The 14,573-nt window shown below is 67.1% G+C and carries 18 protein-coding genes and 1 tRNA gene; 6 read left to right on the plus strand and 13 right to left on the minus strand.

The features are described 5' to 3' along the window. Window positions 1–14: 14 nt before the first annotated feature. The gene (locus ABZ911_RS34540; RefSeq protein WP_358065779.1) at window positions 15–1,484 is read left to right on the plus strand and encodes a hypothetical protein; all 1,470 of its coding nucleotides are present in this window, start codon (window positions 15–17) and stop codon (window positions 1,482–1,484) included. A gap of 483 nt (window positions 1,485–1,967) precedes the next feature. Here ABZ911_RS34540 and ABZ911_RS34545 read toward each other — a convergent pair whose 3' ends face one another. Continuing rightward, window positions 1,968–2,459 carry a YajQ family cyclic di-GMP-binding protein gene (locus ABZ911_RS34545; RefSeq protein ID WP_358065782.1) on the minus strand — a complete coding sequence of 164 codons (492 nt, stop codon included), beginning with the start codon at window positions 2,457–2,459 and terminating at the stop codon, window positions 1,968–1,970. A 144-nt stretch (window positions 2,460–2,603) separates the two neighbouring features. Between ABZ911_RS34545 and ABZ911_RS34550 the strand changes: the two genes are divergently transcribed. Continuing rightward, window positions 2,604–2,685, plus strand: a tRNA-Tyr gene (locus ABZ911_RS34550). Between the two features lie 122 nt (window positions 2,686–2,807). Here the strand turns inward: ABZ911_RS34550 and ABZ911_RS34555 are convergent. From ABZ911_RS34555 to ABZ911_RS34600, 10 genes are all read right to left on the minus strand, one after another. Beyond that, window positions 2,808–4,184, minus strand: a complete 1,377-nt coding sequence (locus tag ABZ911_RS34555) for a tyrosine-type recombinase/integrase (RefSeq protein ID WP_358065785.1) — start codon at window positions 4,182–4,184, stop codon at window positions 2,808–2,810. After that, window positions 4,184–4,375, minus strand: coding sequence for a helix-turn-helix domain-containing protein (locus ABZ911_RS34560; protein WP_358065788.1), 192 nt, complete (start codon window positions 4,373–4,375; stop codon window positions 4,184–4,186). Before ABZ911_RS34560 ends, ABZ911_RS34555 begins: the two co-directional genes overlap by 1 nt. Window positions 4,376–4,388: 13 nt before the next feature. Beyond that, window positions 4,389–5,948 carry a YfjI family protein gene (locus tag ABZ911_RS34565; protein ID WP_358065791.1) on the minus strand — a complete coding sequence of 520 codons (1,560 nt, stop codon included), beginning with the start codon at window positions 5,946–5,948 and terminating at the stop codon, window positions 4,389–4,391. Next, window positions 5,945–6,823, minus strand: a complete 879-nt coding sequence (locus tag ABZ911_RS34570; protein ID WP_358065794.1) for a bifunctional DNA primase/polymerase — start codon at window positions 6,821–6,823, stop codon at window positions 5,945–5,947. The genes ABZ911_RS34565 and ABZ911_RS34570 overlap by 4 nt, the downstream gene beginning before the upstream one ends. Window positions 6,824–6,838: 15 nt before the next feature. Next, a complete protein-coding gene (locus tag ABZ911_RS34575) occupies window positions 6,839–7,057 on the minus strand; it encodes a hypothetical protein (protein ID WP_358065796.1) in 219 nt (72 codons plus the stop codon). Between the two features lie 128 nt (window positions 7,058–7,185). Then, entirely contained in the window at window positions 7,186–9,393 is a 2,208-nt protein-coding gene (locus ABZ911_RS34580) for a cell division protein FtsK (RefSeq protein ID WP_358065799.1), read from the minus strand. A gap of 122 nt (window positions 9,394–9,515) precedes the next feature. Further along, a complete protein-coding gene (locus ABZ911_RS34585; protein WP_358065802.1) occupies window positions 9,516–9,734 on the minus strand; it encodes a hypothetical protein in 219 nt (72 codons plus the stop codon). 5 nt (window positions 9,735–9,739) lie between these two features. Beyond that, window positions 9,740–10,642: a DUF2637 domain-containing protein gene (locus tag ABZ911_RS34590; RefSeq protein ID WP_358065805.1), complete on the minus strand. Its 903-nt coding sequence runs from the start codon at window positions 10,640–10,642 to the stop codon at window positions 9,740–9,742. Beyond that, window positions 10,639–10,974, minus strand: a complete 336-nt coding sequence (locus ABZ911_RS34595) for a WhiB family transcriptional regulator (protein WP_358065808.1) — start codon at window positions 10,972–10,974, stop codon at window positions 10,639–10,641. Before ABZ911_RS34595 ends, ABZ911_RS34590 begins: the two co-directional genes overlap by 4 nt. A gap of 90 nt (window positions 10,975–11,064) precedes the next feature. Next, on the minus strand, window positions 11,065–11,238 hold the full coding sequence (locus ABZ911_RS34600) for a hypothetical protein (RefSeq protein ID WP_358065811.1): 174 nt from the start codon (window positions 11,236–11,238) through the stop codon (window positions 11,065–11,067). 134 nt (window positions 11,239–11,372) lie between these two features. Between ABZ911_RS34600 and ABZ911_RS34605 the strand changes: the two genes are divergently transcribed. From ABZ911_RS34605 to ABZ911_RS34615, 3 genes are read left to right on the plus strand one after another with little or no spacing between them, the layout of a single operon-like run. Next, window positions 11,373–11,705: a hypothetical protein gene (locus ABZ911_RS34605; protein WP_358065814.1), complete on the plus strand. Its 333-nt coding sequence runs from the start codon at window positions 11,373–11,375 to the stop codon at window positions 11,703–11,705. After that, the gene (locus tag ABZ911_RS34610; protein WP_358065817.1) at window positions 11,702–12,250 is read left to right on the plus strand and encodes a hypothetical protein; all 549 of its coding nucleotides are present in this window, start codon (window positions 11,702–11,704) and stop codon (window positions 12,248–12,250) included. The genes ABZ911_RS34605 and ABZ911_RS34610 overlap by 4 nt, the downstream gene beginning before the upstream one ends. Window positions 12,251–12,270: 20 nt before the next feature. Continuing rightward, window positions 12,271–12,597: a hypothetical protein gene (locus ABZ911_RS34615; protein WP_358065820.1), complete on the plus strand. Its 327-nt coding sequence runs from the start codon at window positions 12,271–12,273 to the stop codon at window positions 12,595–12,597. Between the two features lie 159 nt (window positions 12,598–12,756). Here the strand turns inward: ABZ911_RS34615 and ABZ911_RS34620 are convergent, their stop codons facing one another. Both ABZ911_RS34620 and ABZ911_RS34625 read right to left on the minus strand, forming a co-directional pair. Then, window positions 12,757–13,068 (minus strand): hypothetical protein, encoded by a 312-nt coding sequence (locus ABZ911_RS34620; RefSeq protein ID WP_358065823.1) that lies wholly within the window; start codon window positions 13,066–13,068, stop codon window positions 12,757–12,759. A 621-nt stretch (window positions 13,069–13,689) separates the two neighbouring features. Continuing rightward, window positions 13,690–13,941: a hypothetical protein gene (locus ABZ911_RS34625; RefSeq protein ID WP_358065826.1), complete on the minus strand. Its 252-nt coding sequence runs from the start codon at window positions 13,939–13,941 to the stop codon at window positions 13,690–13,692. Between the two features lie 138 nt (window positions 13,942–14,079). On the opposite strand from ABZ911_RS34625, the gene ABZ911_RS34630 reads away from it, so the two are divergent. Beyond that, window positions 14,080–14,573, plus strand: a 494-nt coding sequence (locus ABZ911_RS34630; RefSeq protein WP_358065829.1) for a GntR family transcriptional regulator, incomplete at its 3' end; no start/stop codon positions are given.

Consider the following 14,573-nt stretch of genomic DNA (forward strand, 5'->3'; position numbering starts at 1 on the left):
GTAACGGTCTGCGCTTGACCGAGTCAGAACGCCGCCTGTGGCGGGCCTTTCCTTCCGGCGCCTGGGTGGACCTCGGCACGGGGCCACTCGGCACCAGCCGTACAGCAGGAGCAAACGCCCCCACCGACGGCCACACCTGGGGGCCGGAGCGGACGATCAGGGGCGAAGTGATCGCGGCGCTGCTGCTCGGCGCCCGCGAGGCGGACGCGGGCGCGGTTCCGGCGGTACGGCTGCGCGGCGCGCGGATCATCGGCCCGCTCGTCCTGCGCGGCGGCGAGGTGCGGTACGAGCTGACACTCAGCGGCTGCCACCTGGAACACGTCCCCGACCTGAACAGTTGCCAGTCGCGCACCATCCGCTTCACCGACTGCCACCTGCCCGGCCTCGACGGCGGCGGCATGCACGTGGCCGGCCACCTCAGCCTCTCCGGCTCAATGATCACGGGCACTGTACGGCTGGCGCGCACCCAGTTCGACAGCGGCCTGTGGCTCGGCGGCACCAAAGTCGACGGGCGCGGCGACTGGGCCCTCTACACCGCCTCGATGGTCGTCGACTCCGGCATGTTCATGAAAAACGCTGACTTCACCGGTGGCGTCCGGCTGGTCGGCGCCCGCCTGAACGGCGGCCTGTTCCTGAACGGCGCGACCCTCCGCAATCCCGGCGGCGAGGCGCTCAGCGCCGACAGCATGAACGTCGAGGACACGATGCAGTGCACCGAGGGGTTCACCGCCCTCGGCACCGTGCGCCTGCGCGGCGCGCGCGTCAACGGCAACCTGTCGATCAACGGTGTGCTGCGCAGCCCCGACACGCGGTACGCCCTGCACGCCAGCCATCTGGAGGCGCGCGAGGTGTACCTCAAATACACCGAACCGGTCGAAGGCGTCGTCACCCTCGCCCACGCCCGCCTCGGCACGCTGCACGACGACCCCACGAGCTGGCCGGAAGCGCTACGCCTCAACGGGCTCGTCTACGAGTCGTTGCGCGGCAGCGGCGTCAGCCGCAGGATCGAGTGGGTCAGCCGCGACCCGGAAGGCTTCCGGCCGCAGCCGTACGAGCAACTCGCCGCCTGGTACCTCCGCGACGGCAACGACGCCCTCGCCCGCCGTACCCAACTCGCCAAACTCCGCGCCCGCCGCCGCACCCGCGACCTCGGCGGCCGCCTGTGGGGCCACGTCCTGGACGCCACCGTCGGGTACGGCTACCGCCCCTGGCTGGCCGCGCTCTGGTTCACGCTGCTACTCGCCCTGGGGACCGTGGTGTACAGCCTGGTGACGCCCCGCTCGCTGAAACCGAATGAAAGCCCCAACTTCGATGCGTTCGCGTACACCTTTGACCTGCTACTGCCCTTTCCGGCGTTCGGGCAGCGCGAACTGTTCGATCCGGCCGGGTGGACGCAGGGGCTGGCGTACCTGCTGATCGTCTCCGGCTGGATCCTGGCCACAGCCCTGATCGCCGGAGCCACCCGCGTGCTTCGGCCCACATGAGGGGTCACCCACCGCACACCCGAACCCGGATTGATGCGGTACGGCCTATGCAGCACAGTCGCGTTGGGATGGGCGGCGAGGAACTCCCTGGTCCAGGAGTCGAAGTGCCTGGCCCTGAGGGCATGATCGCCTTTACGCAGGCCTGTTTTGCGCCAGTCGAAGTCGATCTGGCGGACCACTTCGAGGGCCAGGGTGTCGTTGAGGATGGGGGCGGGGGACTCCGCGTCCTACAGGGTGAACGTGGCCTTCTCACCGGCGAGGCGCACCTGTGCCATGGCGTTCACGCTACGCCGGTCAGCCGCCTCCGACCCCTACGCGGACGTCGCCAGACAGTCGTTCCGGGTGGGACTGACGAGAGTGGCCCGAGGCACAGGCGAAGACGCACGCCCTCTGGACAGCGCGCTCGGCCGTGTGCCTCGGATATGCCCTCCCGGGCCAGTGAAGTCCTGAAAGCCCAGCTCAGAGCCTTGTTCGCACCTCGTACTAGCGGTAGTTCACGAACTGCAGGGCGATGTCGAGGTCCTTGCCCTTGAGCAGGGTGATGACGTCCTGCAGGTCGTCCTTCTTCTTGGAGGTCACCCGCAGCTCCTCACCCTGGATCTGAGCCTTGATCCCCTTGGGGCCCTCGTCGCGAATGATCTTGGAGATCTTCTTCGCTTGCTCCTGGTCGATGCCCTCCTTGAGCGTGACCAGCAGGCGGTACTCCTTACCGGACAGCCTCGGCTCATCGGCATCGAGGATCTTCAGCGAGAGGCCTCGCTTGATCACCTTCTCCTTGAGCACGTCGAGAGCGGCGTTGGCGCGCTCCTCGCTGTTCGCCTTGATCTCGATGTTGTTCTGCCCGGACCAGCTGATACCGGCCCCGGTGCCCTTGAAGTCGAAGCGGTGTCCGATCTCCTTGACCGTCTGGTTCAGCGCGTTGTCGACCTCCTGGCGGTCGATCTTGCTGACGATGTCGAAACTGCTGTCGGCCATCGGTGTGAGTGTCCTCTCTTCGTCCCCTCCGACCTTAGCGACCACAGGGGGATGAGGTGCGGATCGGGCGCGGGACAAACCGGTGTCACGCGCACAGCCGAAGTCCGCTATTCTTCTACCTGTCGCCGCGAGAGCGGCCGATGCGGCAGGTTGCCCGAGTGGTCAAAGGGAGCGGTCTGTAAAACCGTCGGCTCAGCCTACGCAGGTTCAAGTCCTGCACCTGCCACAGCAGCAAGAAAAGGCCCTTCACCAGCGCTAACGCGGTGAGGGGCCTCTCTCGTTGATCCGGTTGTCCACGGGCTTCAACGGTGGGTTACGGCCATCTACGGCCAATGCGCGGCCAAGTTTTCAAGGCTTGGTCGCCTCTGAGATACGTCGCATGGCCTCGTGTTGTTGCCCGTGAATGCACTTGGCGTAGACGCGGTACAGGACGTTGACGCTGTGTCCTGCCCACTCGGCGACTTGAGGCGCGGCAACGCCCGCGTTGAGCCAGGTGGATACCGCGGCGTGGCGCAAGGCGTAGGGGACGTCCATGAGTGGCGACCTGGCCTCTGCCTCAGTGAATGCCTTCGTCCTGGCCTTGTGGAAGACCTTGAGGTACGCGCGGTCCGTCATCAGACCACCGCGCGGTCCGATGAAGATGCGTCCATCGGGGCCGGTGCCGAACTGCTGGATGTGGTCCCGCAGCATCGCGCCCAGCTCGGGGTGGATCGGCACAGGTCGCGTTTCACCTTGTGCCCGGTGCTTGAGTTCGCGGCGCTCGCGGACCTTACCGCTGTTCGTCCAGCGGCTGCCGGCACGGGGCTCGGCGTTGGTGAGCAGCATCTCGCCCCAGCCGTCCTCAGGGAGGCTGACGAGGTGGTCTTCACGCAGGTCCACCACTTCCTCCGGACGCAGGGCGGCGAAGTACATGCAGCCGAAGAACGCCTTCATCCGTTCACCGCGTGCGCCCTGCTGTTGGACGGCCAGGAGGAAGCGGCGAGCCTGCTCTATGTTGATGACGACGCGGGGGTCAATCGTGGTGAGGGTTCGCGGCTTGGTCCAGTTCACCGACCGGAGTGGATTCGCGGACAGGGCGCCGATCTCCACGGCGTATTCCATCGCGCTGTTGAGACACATGCGCTTTCGATTCGCGGTGTTGGCCGCGGCGCTCTTGCCGTCCTTGGTGCGGCTGATCCGGTCCAGTACGCCGCGTGTGAGAACCGTGCCCGTACGAGGGGTCTCGAATGCTGTCATGGGGACCGTGTTGGCTTCCAGCCAGCGGACCGCCGCTACCAGATCAGAGGGCGGCTCGTTCTTGTCGCGAACGCGGTTGCTGTAGGCCCAGCGAAGCGCCGTGCGCAGCACGTCCCGCGCAGGGGCACCGCTCTCTTTGGTCAGCAGTGCCTCTGTCACGTCCGTCAACGCCTCAGCGATGCCTCGGCGGTGATTCGGGGCCGCATACGGCCACTTGATGTCCACGTACGCCAGAGTGAAGGCGTACCAGGTGAGGACGTTTTCCTCGCGCTTCCACGCGACAGGGCGACCGGTGGCGGTGTCGAACGCCTGACCCTGGCGTGCGGCGCTCATGAGCTCCGCCTGGAAGCTCTCGGCGTGCGCCATGGTCCGGAACGGCTCTTTCCACTCGCGCCCCTCCACCACCCAACGCACGTAGTGAGTGGTGACCTTGGCGCCCTTGTAGGTCTTGATCTTCCAGAAGCGCACGCTGTAGGAGATCCCGTCCATCAGGCGGCGTCCTCTCGTTCGGTGAGCCAGCGGTCGAGTTCGGAGCGGCGTACGCGGAGTTGCCGGTTTTCGAGGGTGATGCAGCGAGGGCCTCGCTTCTTTGCGCGCCAGTCGTAGAAGGTGGACGGCGCGATCTTGAGTTCGGCACAGACCTCGGAGACGGTGAGCTTTTCGTCGGTACGGCTTCCCACGGGCAACGTCCCTTCAAGATCCTTGCTGGTGGAGGTTGGGGTGGACGGCGTAGGCAGGGGAGGGGCGGCGACCGGGGCCGGTGCGGGGTGGGTCGGGCTCTCGGCGGATCCAGCCGAGTTGTTCGAGCAGGTCGAGGGCCGGTTCCAGTTCGGCGACCTTGCGGAAGCGGCTGCGGGGTAGGGCAGTGAAGGCTTCGCGGACGGTGAAGCGGGTGGTGTGGGTGCGGTGTAGCCAGGCGTGGACGGTGCGGGCGGCTTCGACGTCGGGGTCTGCGCCCATGGCGTCGAAGGTGGCCAGCGCGTGGGCGGTGAAGTACTGGCCGAGGGTGATGGCGGCGTGGACGGTCTCAGCGCTGATCGGGCGGCGCCAGCCGTCTTCGACGTGGGCGGTCAGGTGGAGGAGTCCGGCGATGCGCATGACCGCGCCGTCGAATTTGCCTGCCCAGTCGGTGATGTGGCCGAGGTCTCCGGAGTGGGGGCGTAGGCGGGTCTCGGTCGTGCGGCGGTGTTCGGTGAAGACCTCGGCGGCGTCGGGCGACAGCAGCAGTCGCGCGGGGTCGTCCCAGTCGTGCATGCCGACCGTGAGCTGTTGAAGGTTGGCGTCGTAGCGTGCGGCGACATGTTCGGGTACCGGTGGCGGGTCGATGCGCCGGTATCCGATGTTGCTCTTGGGCAGGCTGTACAGGATCCGGCCGAGCAGTCCCTTGCCGCGGAAGCCTGGCATGGTGGCGATGTCGGCGATGATCTCGGGTTGTACGGCCAGGCCGAGGGTGAGCGCGGCGTCGTCTACGCGTTCGGTGCGGCCTCGCCGGTCGATGATCAGGGCGTCGCCGGCGTGCCCTTTGAGGAACAGGTCGAGGTTCGGTGTGCCGGAGTAGCGTCCGGCGAGGGTGGCGAAGATGCCGCCCTCGGCGCTGAGGATGGCCAGCCGGCCACCCTGCTCGGAAAGCAGGCTGGCGGCTGTCTCGGGTGTGATGTCGTCGGCCACGAGCCGAGGAAGAACGGGCACCTTGATGCCCTCGACGGTCAGGGCGGCGCTCTGAGCCTCGGCCACCGCTTCCGGTGCCGCTTCGCCGCGCGCGGCGCTGGCCGTACGGGCGGCTTTCTCGGCGACGTCTACGGCCAGGCGGCGCGCGACCTCGGCCTCGGTGATCTGCGGGCCGACGCGGTCGGCCAGCGCCTTTTCCGCGCGTAGGAGAGGCGCGGTCATGCCCCGGAATACGGCGGATTTGCGTGAGCCGGGTGGCATGGCCACGAGTACGAACAAGTTGACCGGTTCGGTCCACGAACCTCGGACGTTGACCACCGCGCGGCCCCCGGCGGCGGTGGACAGGGCGGCCAGGGCCACGCAGCCCGCCAGGTCGAGCGGCGTCTGTGTCTCCTCAGCTACGGCGCGGGTGTGGTCGGCGACCCAGGAGGGGAGCGCGTCCACGGGGAAGGGCGGGAGTTCGCCGCGCTGGCCAAGCGGCGCGGGCGTCTCCCAGGCGGGCTGATGGAGTTGGGCGAGTTGGTCGGCGGCGCCGAGGTTGGCCAAGATGGCGTCTGCGGCTCGGACGGTGGTGATGGTCGTCAAGCGGCTGCCCTCCGTGGGTGGCGCTGTCCGGAGTCGAGCCCAGAGCGGATGGTGGTGAACGCCTCGCGGGCGCTCAGGCCGACGACCTCGGCGGCGTCGCACAGGCACGTCTCGGCCAGGTGGCGCGGCAGCATCCCGGCGGCGGCGAGCTGGCCGAGGGCGAACGCGGCGGCGTTAAGGGTGTTGTTCCGAGTGCCTGGCCCGGCGTGCAGGACCTTCTCAACCTCACCGCGCAGCGCTGCCATGGCGTAGTCGGCGGCTCGGTCTCCGCCAACTGGCACAGCTCCCATAGAGGCGCTGGGCGCTGACGGTGTGAGGCGTTCGGCCAGCCACACGGGCAGCGGCGCGGGCGTTGGGGCATGAAGTACGCGGTACGAGCCGCAGCCGTCGGGCAGGTCCACAAGGCTGCCGGGGCCGACCACATACCCACCGCTGGCGCGGGTGTCGATCTTCCAACCAAGCTTTCCAGCAGTGTTGCCGAGATCCGTGCCGGGCGGGGCGGTGAAGTACAGGTGTGTGCCGCCGCGCCTGGTTCGGACGGTGAAGGTCTCCAGCGGCAAGGGCTGGTGGGCCTGCTCGCAGAGTGCGGCCAGCACATCGGCGCCCTCGTGGATTCCGGGTAGAACCCATGCCGGTGGCGGTTCCTCACCGGGCTTGGGCATGTCCAGGTCGAGCACCACCAGCGCGGACGGGCCGCACGCGATCCCGATGTTGTACGGGGTGCGTGCCCACATGCGGCGGATGCGCGCGGGGTCGGCGGTGGCGTTGCGTTCCCAGTCGGTGAAGCCGCGCAAGGGACGCTTGCCGCCAGGGGTGAGAGGGAAGACGAGCCAACCGCGGGCGGCGGCAGCCAGGGCGTAGCGGGTGAGGTTCATGTGAGTTCTCCTCGGTTAGCGGGTGCCGTCGCGATGGAGGCGGCGCAGGTAGACGAAGAGCTGCCAGCCGAGGCGGGGGCGCATCCCGGTGCCGTTGCAGGCGCGGCATGTGCGGTTCTTGCCGCCAGGGGCGCAGCGGGCGCAGGTCCCCCACGGGCTGACGAGACAGAAGCCGAGATAACTCAGCGTGATGATCGGTAGGCAGGCGACTAGAAGGGCGATGACGGTGGTCACAGGGCCCCCAGAACCGGTTTCGCGGGTTCTCGCAGGTCAGGGTCTAGGCGCTAGATCGCTGGTAGAGCAGCGATTCGAGGTCTAGGGGACCCTCTAGACCTAGAGGGAGGGCCTCTAGGTCTAGAGGTCTAAGAAGCGGCTCCGGAACCCTTCGCCCGGTCACGCTCGGTGAGTGCAGCGGTGATGTCGTCGCGCACGATGCCGATGCGGTTCGCGCCCTTGCCGCCCTCGGCGGGAGTGCCCCACACTTGGCAGGTCTTGACGCCGTACGGCTTAAGCGCCGTGGTGAGCTGGGCGGTCTTCGCGCCGCCCTCCAGCAAGGCCCAGGCACCGTAGACATCGGGGCGCAGCTCGGCCAGGCGGTCGATCACCACCTCGTTCCACACCTTCGGCTCACTCGACGGCACGACGGCCTGAACATCGGCCAGCAGATCGAACACGGGCGCGACGGCCTCGGGCTGATCGCCGAGGGCATGCCCCGACAGCGTCCCCGCAGCCTTGCGCAGCGCATGGGCGCGGTCGGCGATGATCTGCGTCGCCGGGGTGTCCAGGTAGGCGCCGCGCACCACCTTGGGCACCGGGGTAGCGCCTACCAGGTAGCCGATACCAGCGTCGGCCTCGGGAACGAACATGGTCGCCCGGATGCCGTTCTGGTACGACGACGTCCCGAGGATCATGTCGTTCTCGATCTGGCCACCGACGCGCAGACAGAACCGGATGGACACGTTCGCCGAGACTCCCGTGGGCAGGCTCCGCTTGTCCGGGCGCTGCGTGGCCAGGATCAGCACCACGCCCAAGGCACGGCCCAGCTTGATGATGAACTCGGCGTCCTCACCGGCCTGCTGGCCGTACTCGGCGTGGGCGAACAAGTTCTGGCACTCGTCGAAGATGGCCACCAGCGGGTGAAGGCCGATGGATCGCTTGTCGGCGATCTGGCGGGTGACCCGCTTGTCCGGGCACAGGTCTGCCGGCAGCGACTTGAGAGCGGCGGCGCGGCGCATGACTTCCTTGCGCAGCAGGGTCAGCGAGTCGGCGGCGTAGGCGATGGCCGCGTCTTCGATGCCGGACACGTACCGGTGACAGTTCTTGTCCAGCGGGTCCAGGTCGCCGGTGCCCTTGAGTTCGTGAATCCACATCTCGGCCGTGGGATCCAGGGCCACGCTGCACGCCAAGGTGCGTACGGCGCCGGTCTTGCCCTGGCCGGGCTGCGAGCCCATCAGAACGTTGTGCTGGATGAGCGGCACCGTGACGGGGCGCCCACGCGGGTCGTTGCCGAACGGGACGCCCTTGAACACGTCGTGGCGGTCAGCCTTGGCCAGAGCGAAGCGAACCAGGGTCTTGGACAGGTCCCTGTCGCCTACCCAGAGGATCAGCCGTCCCTCGTGAATGGCGGGATCGCCCTCGGGCCAGATGCAGCCGATGGGACGGCGCAGAGCAGAAGCGAGGCGATCACGCTTGTCCAGGACGTCGGCCACGGTGACGCCGTACGGCAGATCGAGATCAGCGCGCCAGCCTGGCCCGTCTCGGGTGATCGGGGCGACGAATCGGATGTCGGGGTTCTTGGCGTTGAGGCCGGAAACGCTGATCGAGGTCAGCGCGCGGATCACTATGTCGCTGGTCAGCTTCTCCACGTTGGTCGGTAGAACGGCCCGGTTGATCAGCGGCCGGTCGGGCGGTGCTCCGAGTGCGCCGAGCACGGCCAGGGCCACCGCGAGCGCGCCCCATTGCAGGGGGCGGGTCGCGTCGGCCACGAGGAGCGCCACGACCAACAGCGCGACCAGAGCGACCATGAGCAGCAGCACACGGAGCCGGACACGCGAGTCGCGTTGCCTGCTCAGCTTGAGATAACTCTCTGGATCAGCCTTCTGTACGGCGGTCAGCCGTACAGGCTCGCCCTCCAGATCGAAGGTCCACCGCACCATGCCACCGACCACGCGGGCGAAACCGCGGGGAGCGCGGAACGCCAGGCGACCGGTGTACAGCGGTGTGCGGCTGAGCTGGAATCCTGCGACGTGGGCGTAGTGCAGGCTGGCCCAGCGCAGCGTCTCCAGGGCCTCGGACCGGGAGCGCAGCCACAGCGGGATGATCGGACGCCGGGTGCGCGCCTTCTCCTCCAAGTCTGTCCGCCAGTCCCGGTTCGCCTCGCCGGGCTGATCCACTCGAAGCACGGTGCCTTCCAGCACCGGCCCGTCCATGGGCGGCTCATCCGCCCGGTCGGACCGGTCGCCGGCGGACGGGTATGGATGACGACCGGCGCGGAAGGTGTCCAAGTGGACGACGTCCGCGCCCTTGTCCGATGGGACCGACCGGTCGGGCTCGTCTGGCTCGTGGGTCATGATGTGTACACCTCGATTGATTCGCGGGGTGGTGGGGCGCGGTCGCTGTCTTGGCGGATGAGGCCGCGCCCCATGTGCTGGGCGTGGGACAGGAGCGGTCGAACCGCTTCCCGTCCGTAGAGTCAGTGGTCGAGTTCGTCTCGCCAGTTCTGCACGAAGAACCACACCGGGTCACCGAGTGGCGGGGCAGCGGCCAGGACCTCCGCGAGCGTCATGGCGGTGATGGCCTGGTTGCGGTCGAAGGATCGTCCGGGGTGACCGGTGATGAGCCAGCGCCCGTTCCGAAGCTCGGCGACGTCGGCGCAGCGGTCGGAGGTCATACGCGTGTCAGTGATGCGCACGCCCATCACGCGGCCTCCCCGCCCTGTACGGCGCGCTTCGTGCGCAAGCGGTCGAGCAGTGCCCCGGCGCGGTCGGTCGAGATGCTCTGACCGGTGCTGCGGATGGCGTCTCTCAGGCCGTCGCGGGTCAAGGACTTGCCCTGTCGTGCCAGGTCGGAGGCGATCCGTCTGCCCAGGGGGAGGAGGCTGTCCACCGTGGGGGGCTTCGTCGGACGGCCACGCGTTGGGGCTGGCTCGTCGTGGATGGGCGCGTCTGCGGGGGCGAGTTCGCCGAGTCGGTACAGGGCGCGTTCGCGGCGGGTGGCCTTCCAACGCCACAGCGCGCCGTACCGATCCTGAAGGTCCGTCTTGGCGATGATGCGGGCACGCTCGCGGCCGAGGGCGTCGGGGTAGCTGCGGATCTCCCACAGCACCATCCGTCGCCACAGGGCGAGTGTGGGCAGCGGCGCCAGGAGCCAGCGAGAACGGCGGATGCCGTCCATCCGGTTGGGCTTGGACAGGTCGGCGCGCTTACGGATGACGTGCGCGCCGACCTCAACGGCGATGACCCAGAGCAGGGGCAGCAGCGCATGCGCCACCACGGCGAACCAGTCGCCGAGGTAGACAGCCACGTTGAGATAGACCGTCGCGGCGGTCAGCGTCCACGGAACGAGCCGCAGCCAGCGCACGCGGGTACCGAGCCGGGACACCACGATGTCGAGCGCGGAGAACACCGCGATGCCCAGGTCAATGCCGACCGGTACGGTCCAGGCGAGCCACCCGAACGACGGGGCGGCGGCACTGGCGACCCCCGCGAAGCTGTTGACGAACCCGACCAGGCCGAGCGCGCCGGTAACGGCAGCGGTCACGACGACGGCGGTCCGCTCTCCCTCGGTCAAAGCGCGAGGCGTGTCATGAGTGACGTTCACGCAGCCACCTCAGGCGTACCGTGCCAGCGGGCCAGGCCGTCCAACTCGGCGGGGGTGCGGCCGGCCCAGATACCGGAGGCAGGTCGAACCTTCAGCGCGTACAGACCGCAGGAGAGGAGCGCGGGGCACGTGGCGCACACGTCGCGCGCCACGCTCTCGCGGGCCGCGCGCTGTTCGGCGGACTCGATGGTGTTGTACGGCCCGACGTGCAGCTCGGGGTCGTAGACGCACTCAGCGGGCATCGGCTCGTCGCTGACGCGCCATGCCACTTGCAGTTGCCCGACGGACAGGTGTGCGGGATGTGTCTTGGCGTGGATGGAACGGTCGGTCATGATGAATGTGCTCCTTCTAGCGAGGAGTAATGAGGGGCGGTCGTGTCTTGGCGGATAGGGCCGCCCCTCTTGGTGTTCCTGGACGTACGGCTAGCTGAGGTGCGAGGCGAACGTGGCCAGGGCGCTGACGACCGTCATCAGGCCCTCGAACGCGTTGCTGGCCACGGTCGCCGCCTTAGCGGGCTCGCGGACGATGAAGAAGAGAGCGCCGATCACGAGCAGGGTCGGCACGAGCCGCGAGCGCTGGGGCGTGGGAATCAGCATGGTTCCTCCTGGTCGGCTGCCCGTGTAGGGGGCGCTACACGACAGACCGTACAGTCCCCCCTGCACGATCGTCAAGGGGGGCCTACACGTGTCGTGTCTAGTCCCCCCTTGACGAAGCGCGTACCCTGGCGTCCATGACGAAAGAAGGCGCGAGCGAGGCGGTTGTGGCCGCGCTTGCCGACCTTGAACACGCCTTCGACACGGCAGTGACGGCGATCAACGCGGAGGCCGACCCGAACAGGGCATACGACGGCGCGACCGACCTGGTCGAGACGCTGCGCAGGATCTTTGAGGCATCGGCCGACCTTCGGGCGCGGTCGGCGGCTCGAATCTTCGAGCAAGAGCGAATGTCCTTGGCCGGCCTGGCGGATCGCATCGGGGTGTCTAAGGCGCGTGCGGCCCAACTGATCAAGACGGCGAAGAGCACGACCGAGCAAAACGAAACCGCGATGGAGGGTAGCGAGTGATCGAGCGCACGGAAGTCCGCGTCGAGGTCTGGCCGGTCTCAGCTGATTCTGCCGGAATATGGCTCATCAGCGGCGACGACGCATGGCGCTCTGACGCCATTCTGAAGAACAGTGACCCGCATACCGCGGTTACCCACGTTCTGAAGGAAAACAACGCGGCTTCTGGCGTCAAGCTTCTGCACTCTACGTCGTGGCGTGCCGATGAAAGCGCCGTAGTGCTGACGTACATGGCCGTGATCGACTGCTCAGAGTTCGCTCGCGATCAATGGCCGAAATCTCTGCCGATCAGCCCGGCCCTGCTCGATGCCGTCGGCAAGCCAATCGAAGTCGAGGCAACGGAAGCCCCGATACCTCGATACATCGATGTCCTGATGCACGGACTTCGCCATCTGCAATTCCTTTTGCAGACCGATTCCGCGGCTCGGACGGCTCTATGTGAGCCATGGCGAAGCCACCTCGCTTCCTGGCGCCCTGCTCTCGCGGGGATGTACGACCACGAGCACGGAGAAGAGCCGATAACCATTCCGGACGGCAGAATCGCATAGCGATGGGGGAGGATCGAGGGGTGGCTGACGCTCTCCACATACAGCAGCAAGCCGTCAAGGTGCTTGAACAGCTCTTGGCGCGTATCGCAAATGAGAGCCTGCCGGTGATCACCTGGACTCTCGCCAGCAGCGAATCTGCGGCGGCTCTTACTGGGCGCTGTGACGCCGAGGATAGTACTCGGAGGCGAAGCGACTTCGAGGCATGGCGGGAAGCTCTTTGTGCCGAACTGTTGCCGGATGAAACGCTGATCGACGGGGGAAGCAGACTTCATGCGACAGTAGCGGATACATACGCGGATCTCTCCGTGGATCTAATTGCGGATGTGCCGAACGTCCGTGATGCTTAATGCGTCGGATTTGGCGCATGTGCTGTCAGGTCTCATAGACATATTCGCTGCACAATCCGCAGAATCAGTGCTGCCCTTGATAGGGCAGCTCATGGCCCGGTAGGTGGTGAGCGCCGGTGCTCGCGCAACGCCGCACTAATCCGCAGAACCGGCTGCGGGTCATTCCTTGCGGGCAGCCTTCAGGAGCTGGCCGGCCCGCGCCTTCGACACCCCCAGCCGTGCCGCGAGGCCGGCCAGGGACAGCTCTTCGGCGTCGCGTACCTGCGCCGCCATCTCCGCACGGGTCAGCGCGGCGTCATCCGCGATCTCGCGTATGACATCAGCCAGCCGGGTGGCAATCGCGTACGCCATGCCGAGATCAGGCATGGTCTGGAGCCCCGCTTTGGCGTCGCGGTATGCCCGCCGGATGGCGTACAGGCCCGTGTCCAGGTCGGTCGGCTTGCTCGAAGGGACGTTCTTGCCCTCGCTCATAAGCGTCTTCCTCACCTGGTGTTGAGTATGTGAGCAGCGCAGCGTGGGCCGACGCAGCGAGGCTGCGGGTCGCTGCCGGCCAGGCGGCGCAGCCAGGGGACCGCGGGTGCTAACCACCAACTGCTCGCCTCGGCCAAGACCATGAATGCGACGCCGAAGGGACCGAACATCTCCCACTCGGCGGCGTGATGCAGGAGAGAGCGGCGCCGTGCTCTGCATCCTTCACACATTTGGGTCGGGTCTGTTTCGCTCAGCCTGCCCAGACGTCGCATGGTGGCTTGTGCGTTCAAAGCCGTCCCCACCGCCCATAGCAAGCCGAGTACGTCGCCAGGAGCGATCACGCCGTCCCTCGGCTTCTCCGTGTCGGCTTCTCCTGCGCCCCACGGTCCATGTGGTCCAGGGCATGCGCGAGGACGAGGCTCTCCCACACGTTACGCGCCTGTCGGTAGAGGCCTCTCGCGGCTTCCTCGGTGCCACGCTCGGTGGTGCGCAGGATGAAGTACAGGCCACCTTGGCAGGCCCACTCATACGCTCCGCAGCACGAGGTCTCCGTGACCCGAATGCGCTCCCTTCTTTCGTACGGCTCCCAAGCGGGCCAGGCAGAAGAGTCATCCATGGCGCTCAGAGGCATCGCCGCACCTCCGCGATACGACGGTAGATGTTGCGGCGGCAGCGATGCCACACGCATTCGGTTGCCAGCCGGATCAGTGATTCGGCGATCAGTTCCGGCTGAACTCGGAACACCTCGTCATCGGGTGACAGCTTTCTGAGGGGCCTCGCGTGCCAGCGGCCGGCGGGGTCGCGCCAAACGTAGTAACGCCTGAACGAGTCGCGCAGCTCGGGGTCAGGCAGGGCACTGAGCAGGGAAGTCATGACCAGTTGATCTTCCGTCTCTGGGTTGGGCGGTTGCCTCAAGCGAAAACAGCGAGAGGGTAGCGTTTCCCCAGGTTACGTCTAGGGGCTCATGGCCACAAGGCTCATGGCAATATGGCCCCATGAGACTTGTGTGGTGTGATCGACTACAGCTCTGGCGTGCCGCTGAACCGGCAGGTCGCCGACGCGATCCGCGCGGACATCACCTCTGGCCGCTACCAGCCAGGCGCATGGCTGCCCTCGGAATCTCAGTTGTCACAGATGTACGAGGTTGGTCGAGACACGGTTCGCGACGCCCTGGCTTTGCTGCGCGCCGAGGGGCGAATCACCACGGTTCGCAAGCGGGGATCGATGGTGGCTAGTAAGCCCGAGCGAGAGCCGTACCACGTTCCCGCTGAAGCGCGGGTGATCACACGGATGCCCACGCCAGAGGAACGGCGAGAGCTGGCCACATCCGAGGAACTACGGGAGTTCGGCGGCATGCCTGAGGGGGTGCCGGTCTTCGAGGTCACGCCAGGACTGCGTAAGCATCGCAAGGAACGTTTTTCATCTCGATTCGCGGAGTTGGAGGACGAGGATCGCTTTGACGAGTTGCCCGGCGAGGTGAGGGCAGCAGCGGAGTTTGCGCAGGA

The organism is Nonomuraea sp. NPDC046570 (assembly GCF_040645915.1).
GTDB lineage: Bacteria > Actinomycetota > Actinomycetes > Streptosporangiales > Streptosporangiaceae > Nonomuraea.

Bases quoted from the DNA above. Each gene is read 5' to 3' on its own strand.
- ABZ911_RS34625 (WP_358065826.1), bottom strand. From the start codon at position 13,941: ATGACTTCCCTGCTCAGTGCCCTGCCTGACCCCGAGCTGCGCGACTCG.
- ABZ911_RS34620 (WP_358065823.1), bottom strand. From the start codon at position 13,068: ATGAGCGAGGGCAAGAACGTCCCTTCGAGCAAGCCGACCGACCTGGAC.
- ABZ911_RS34545 (WP_358065782.1), bottom strand. From the start codon at position 2,459: ATGGCCGACAGCAGTTTCGACATCGTCAGCAAGATCGACCGCCAGGAG.
- ABZ911_RS34555 (WP_358065785.1), bottom strand. From the start codon at position 4,184: ATGGACGGGATCTCCTACAGCGTGCGCTTCTGGAAGATCAAGACCTAC.
- ABZ911_RS34580 (WP_358065799.1), bottom strand. From the start codon at position 9,393: ATGACCCACGAGCCAGACGAGCCCGACCGGTCGGTCCCATCGGACAAG.
- ABZ911_RS34595 (WP_358065808.1), bottom strand. From the start codon at position 10,974: ATGACCGACCGTTCCATCCACGCCAAGACACATCCCGCACACCTGTCC.
- ABZ911_RS34570 (WP_358065794.1), bottom strand. From the start codon at position 6,823: ATGAACCTCACCCGCTACGCCCTGGCTGCCGCCGCCCGCGGTTGGCTC.
- ABZ911_RS34605 (WP_358065814.1), top strand. From the start codon at position 11,373: ATGACGAAAGAAGGCGCGAGCGAGGCGGTTGTGGCCGCGCTTGCCGAC.
- ABZ911_RS34600 (WP_358065811.1), bottom strand. From the start codon at position 11,238: ATGCTGATTCCCACGCCCCAGCGCTCGCGGCTCGTGCCGACCCTGCTC.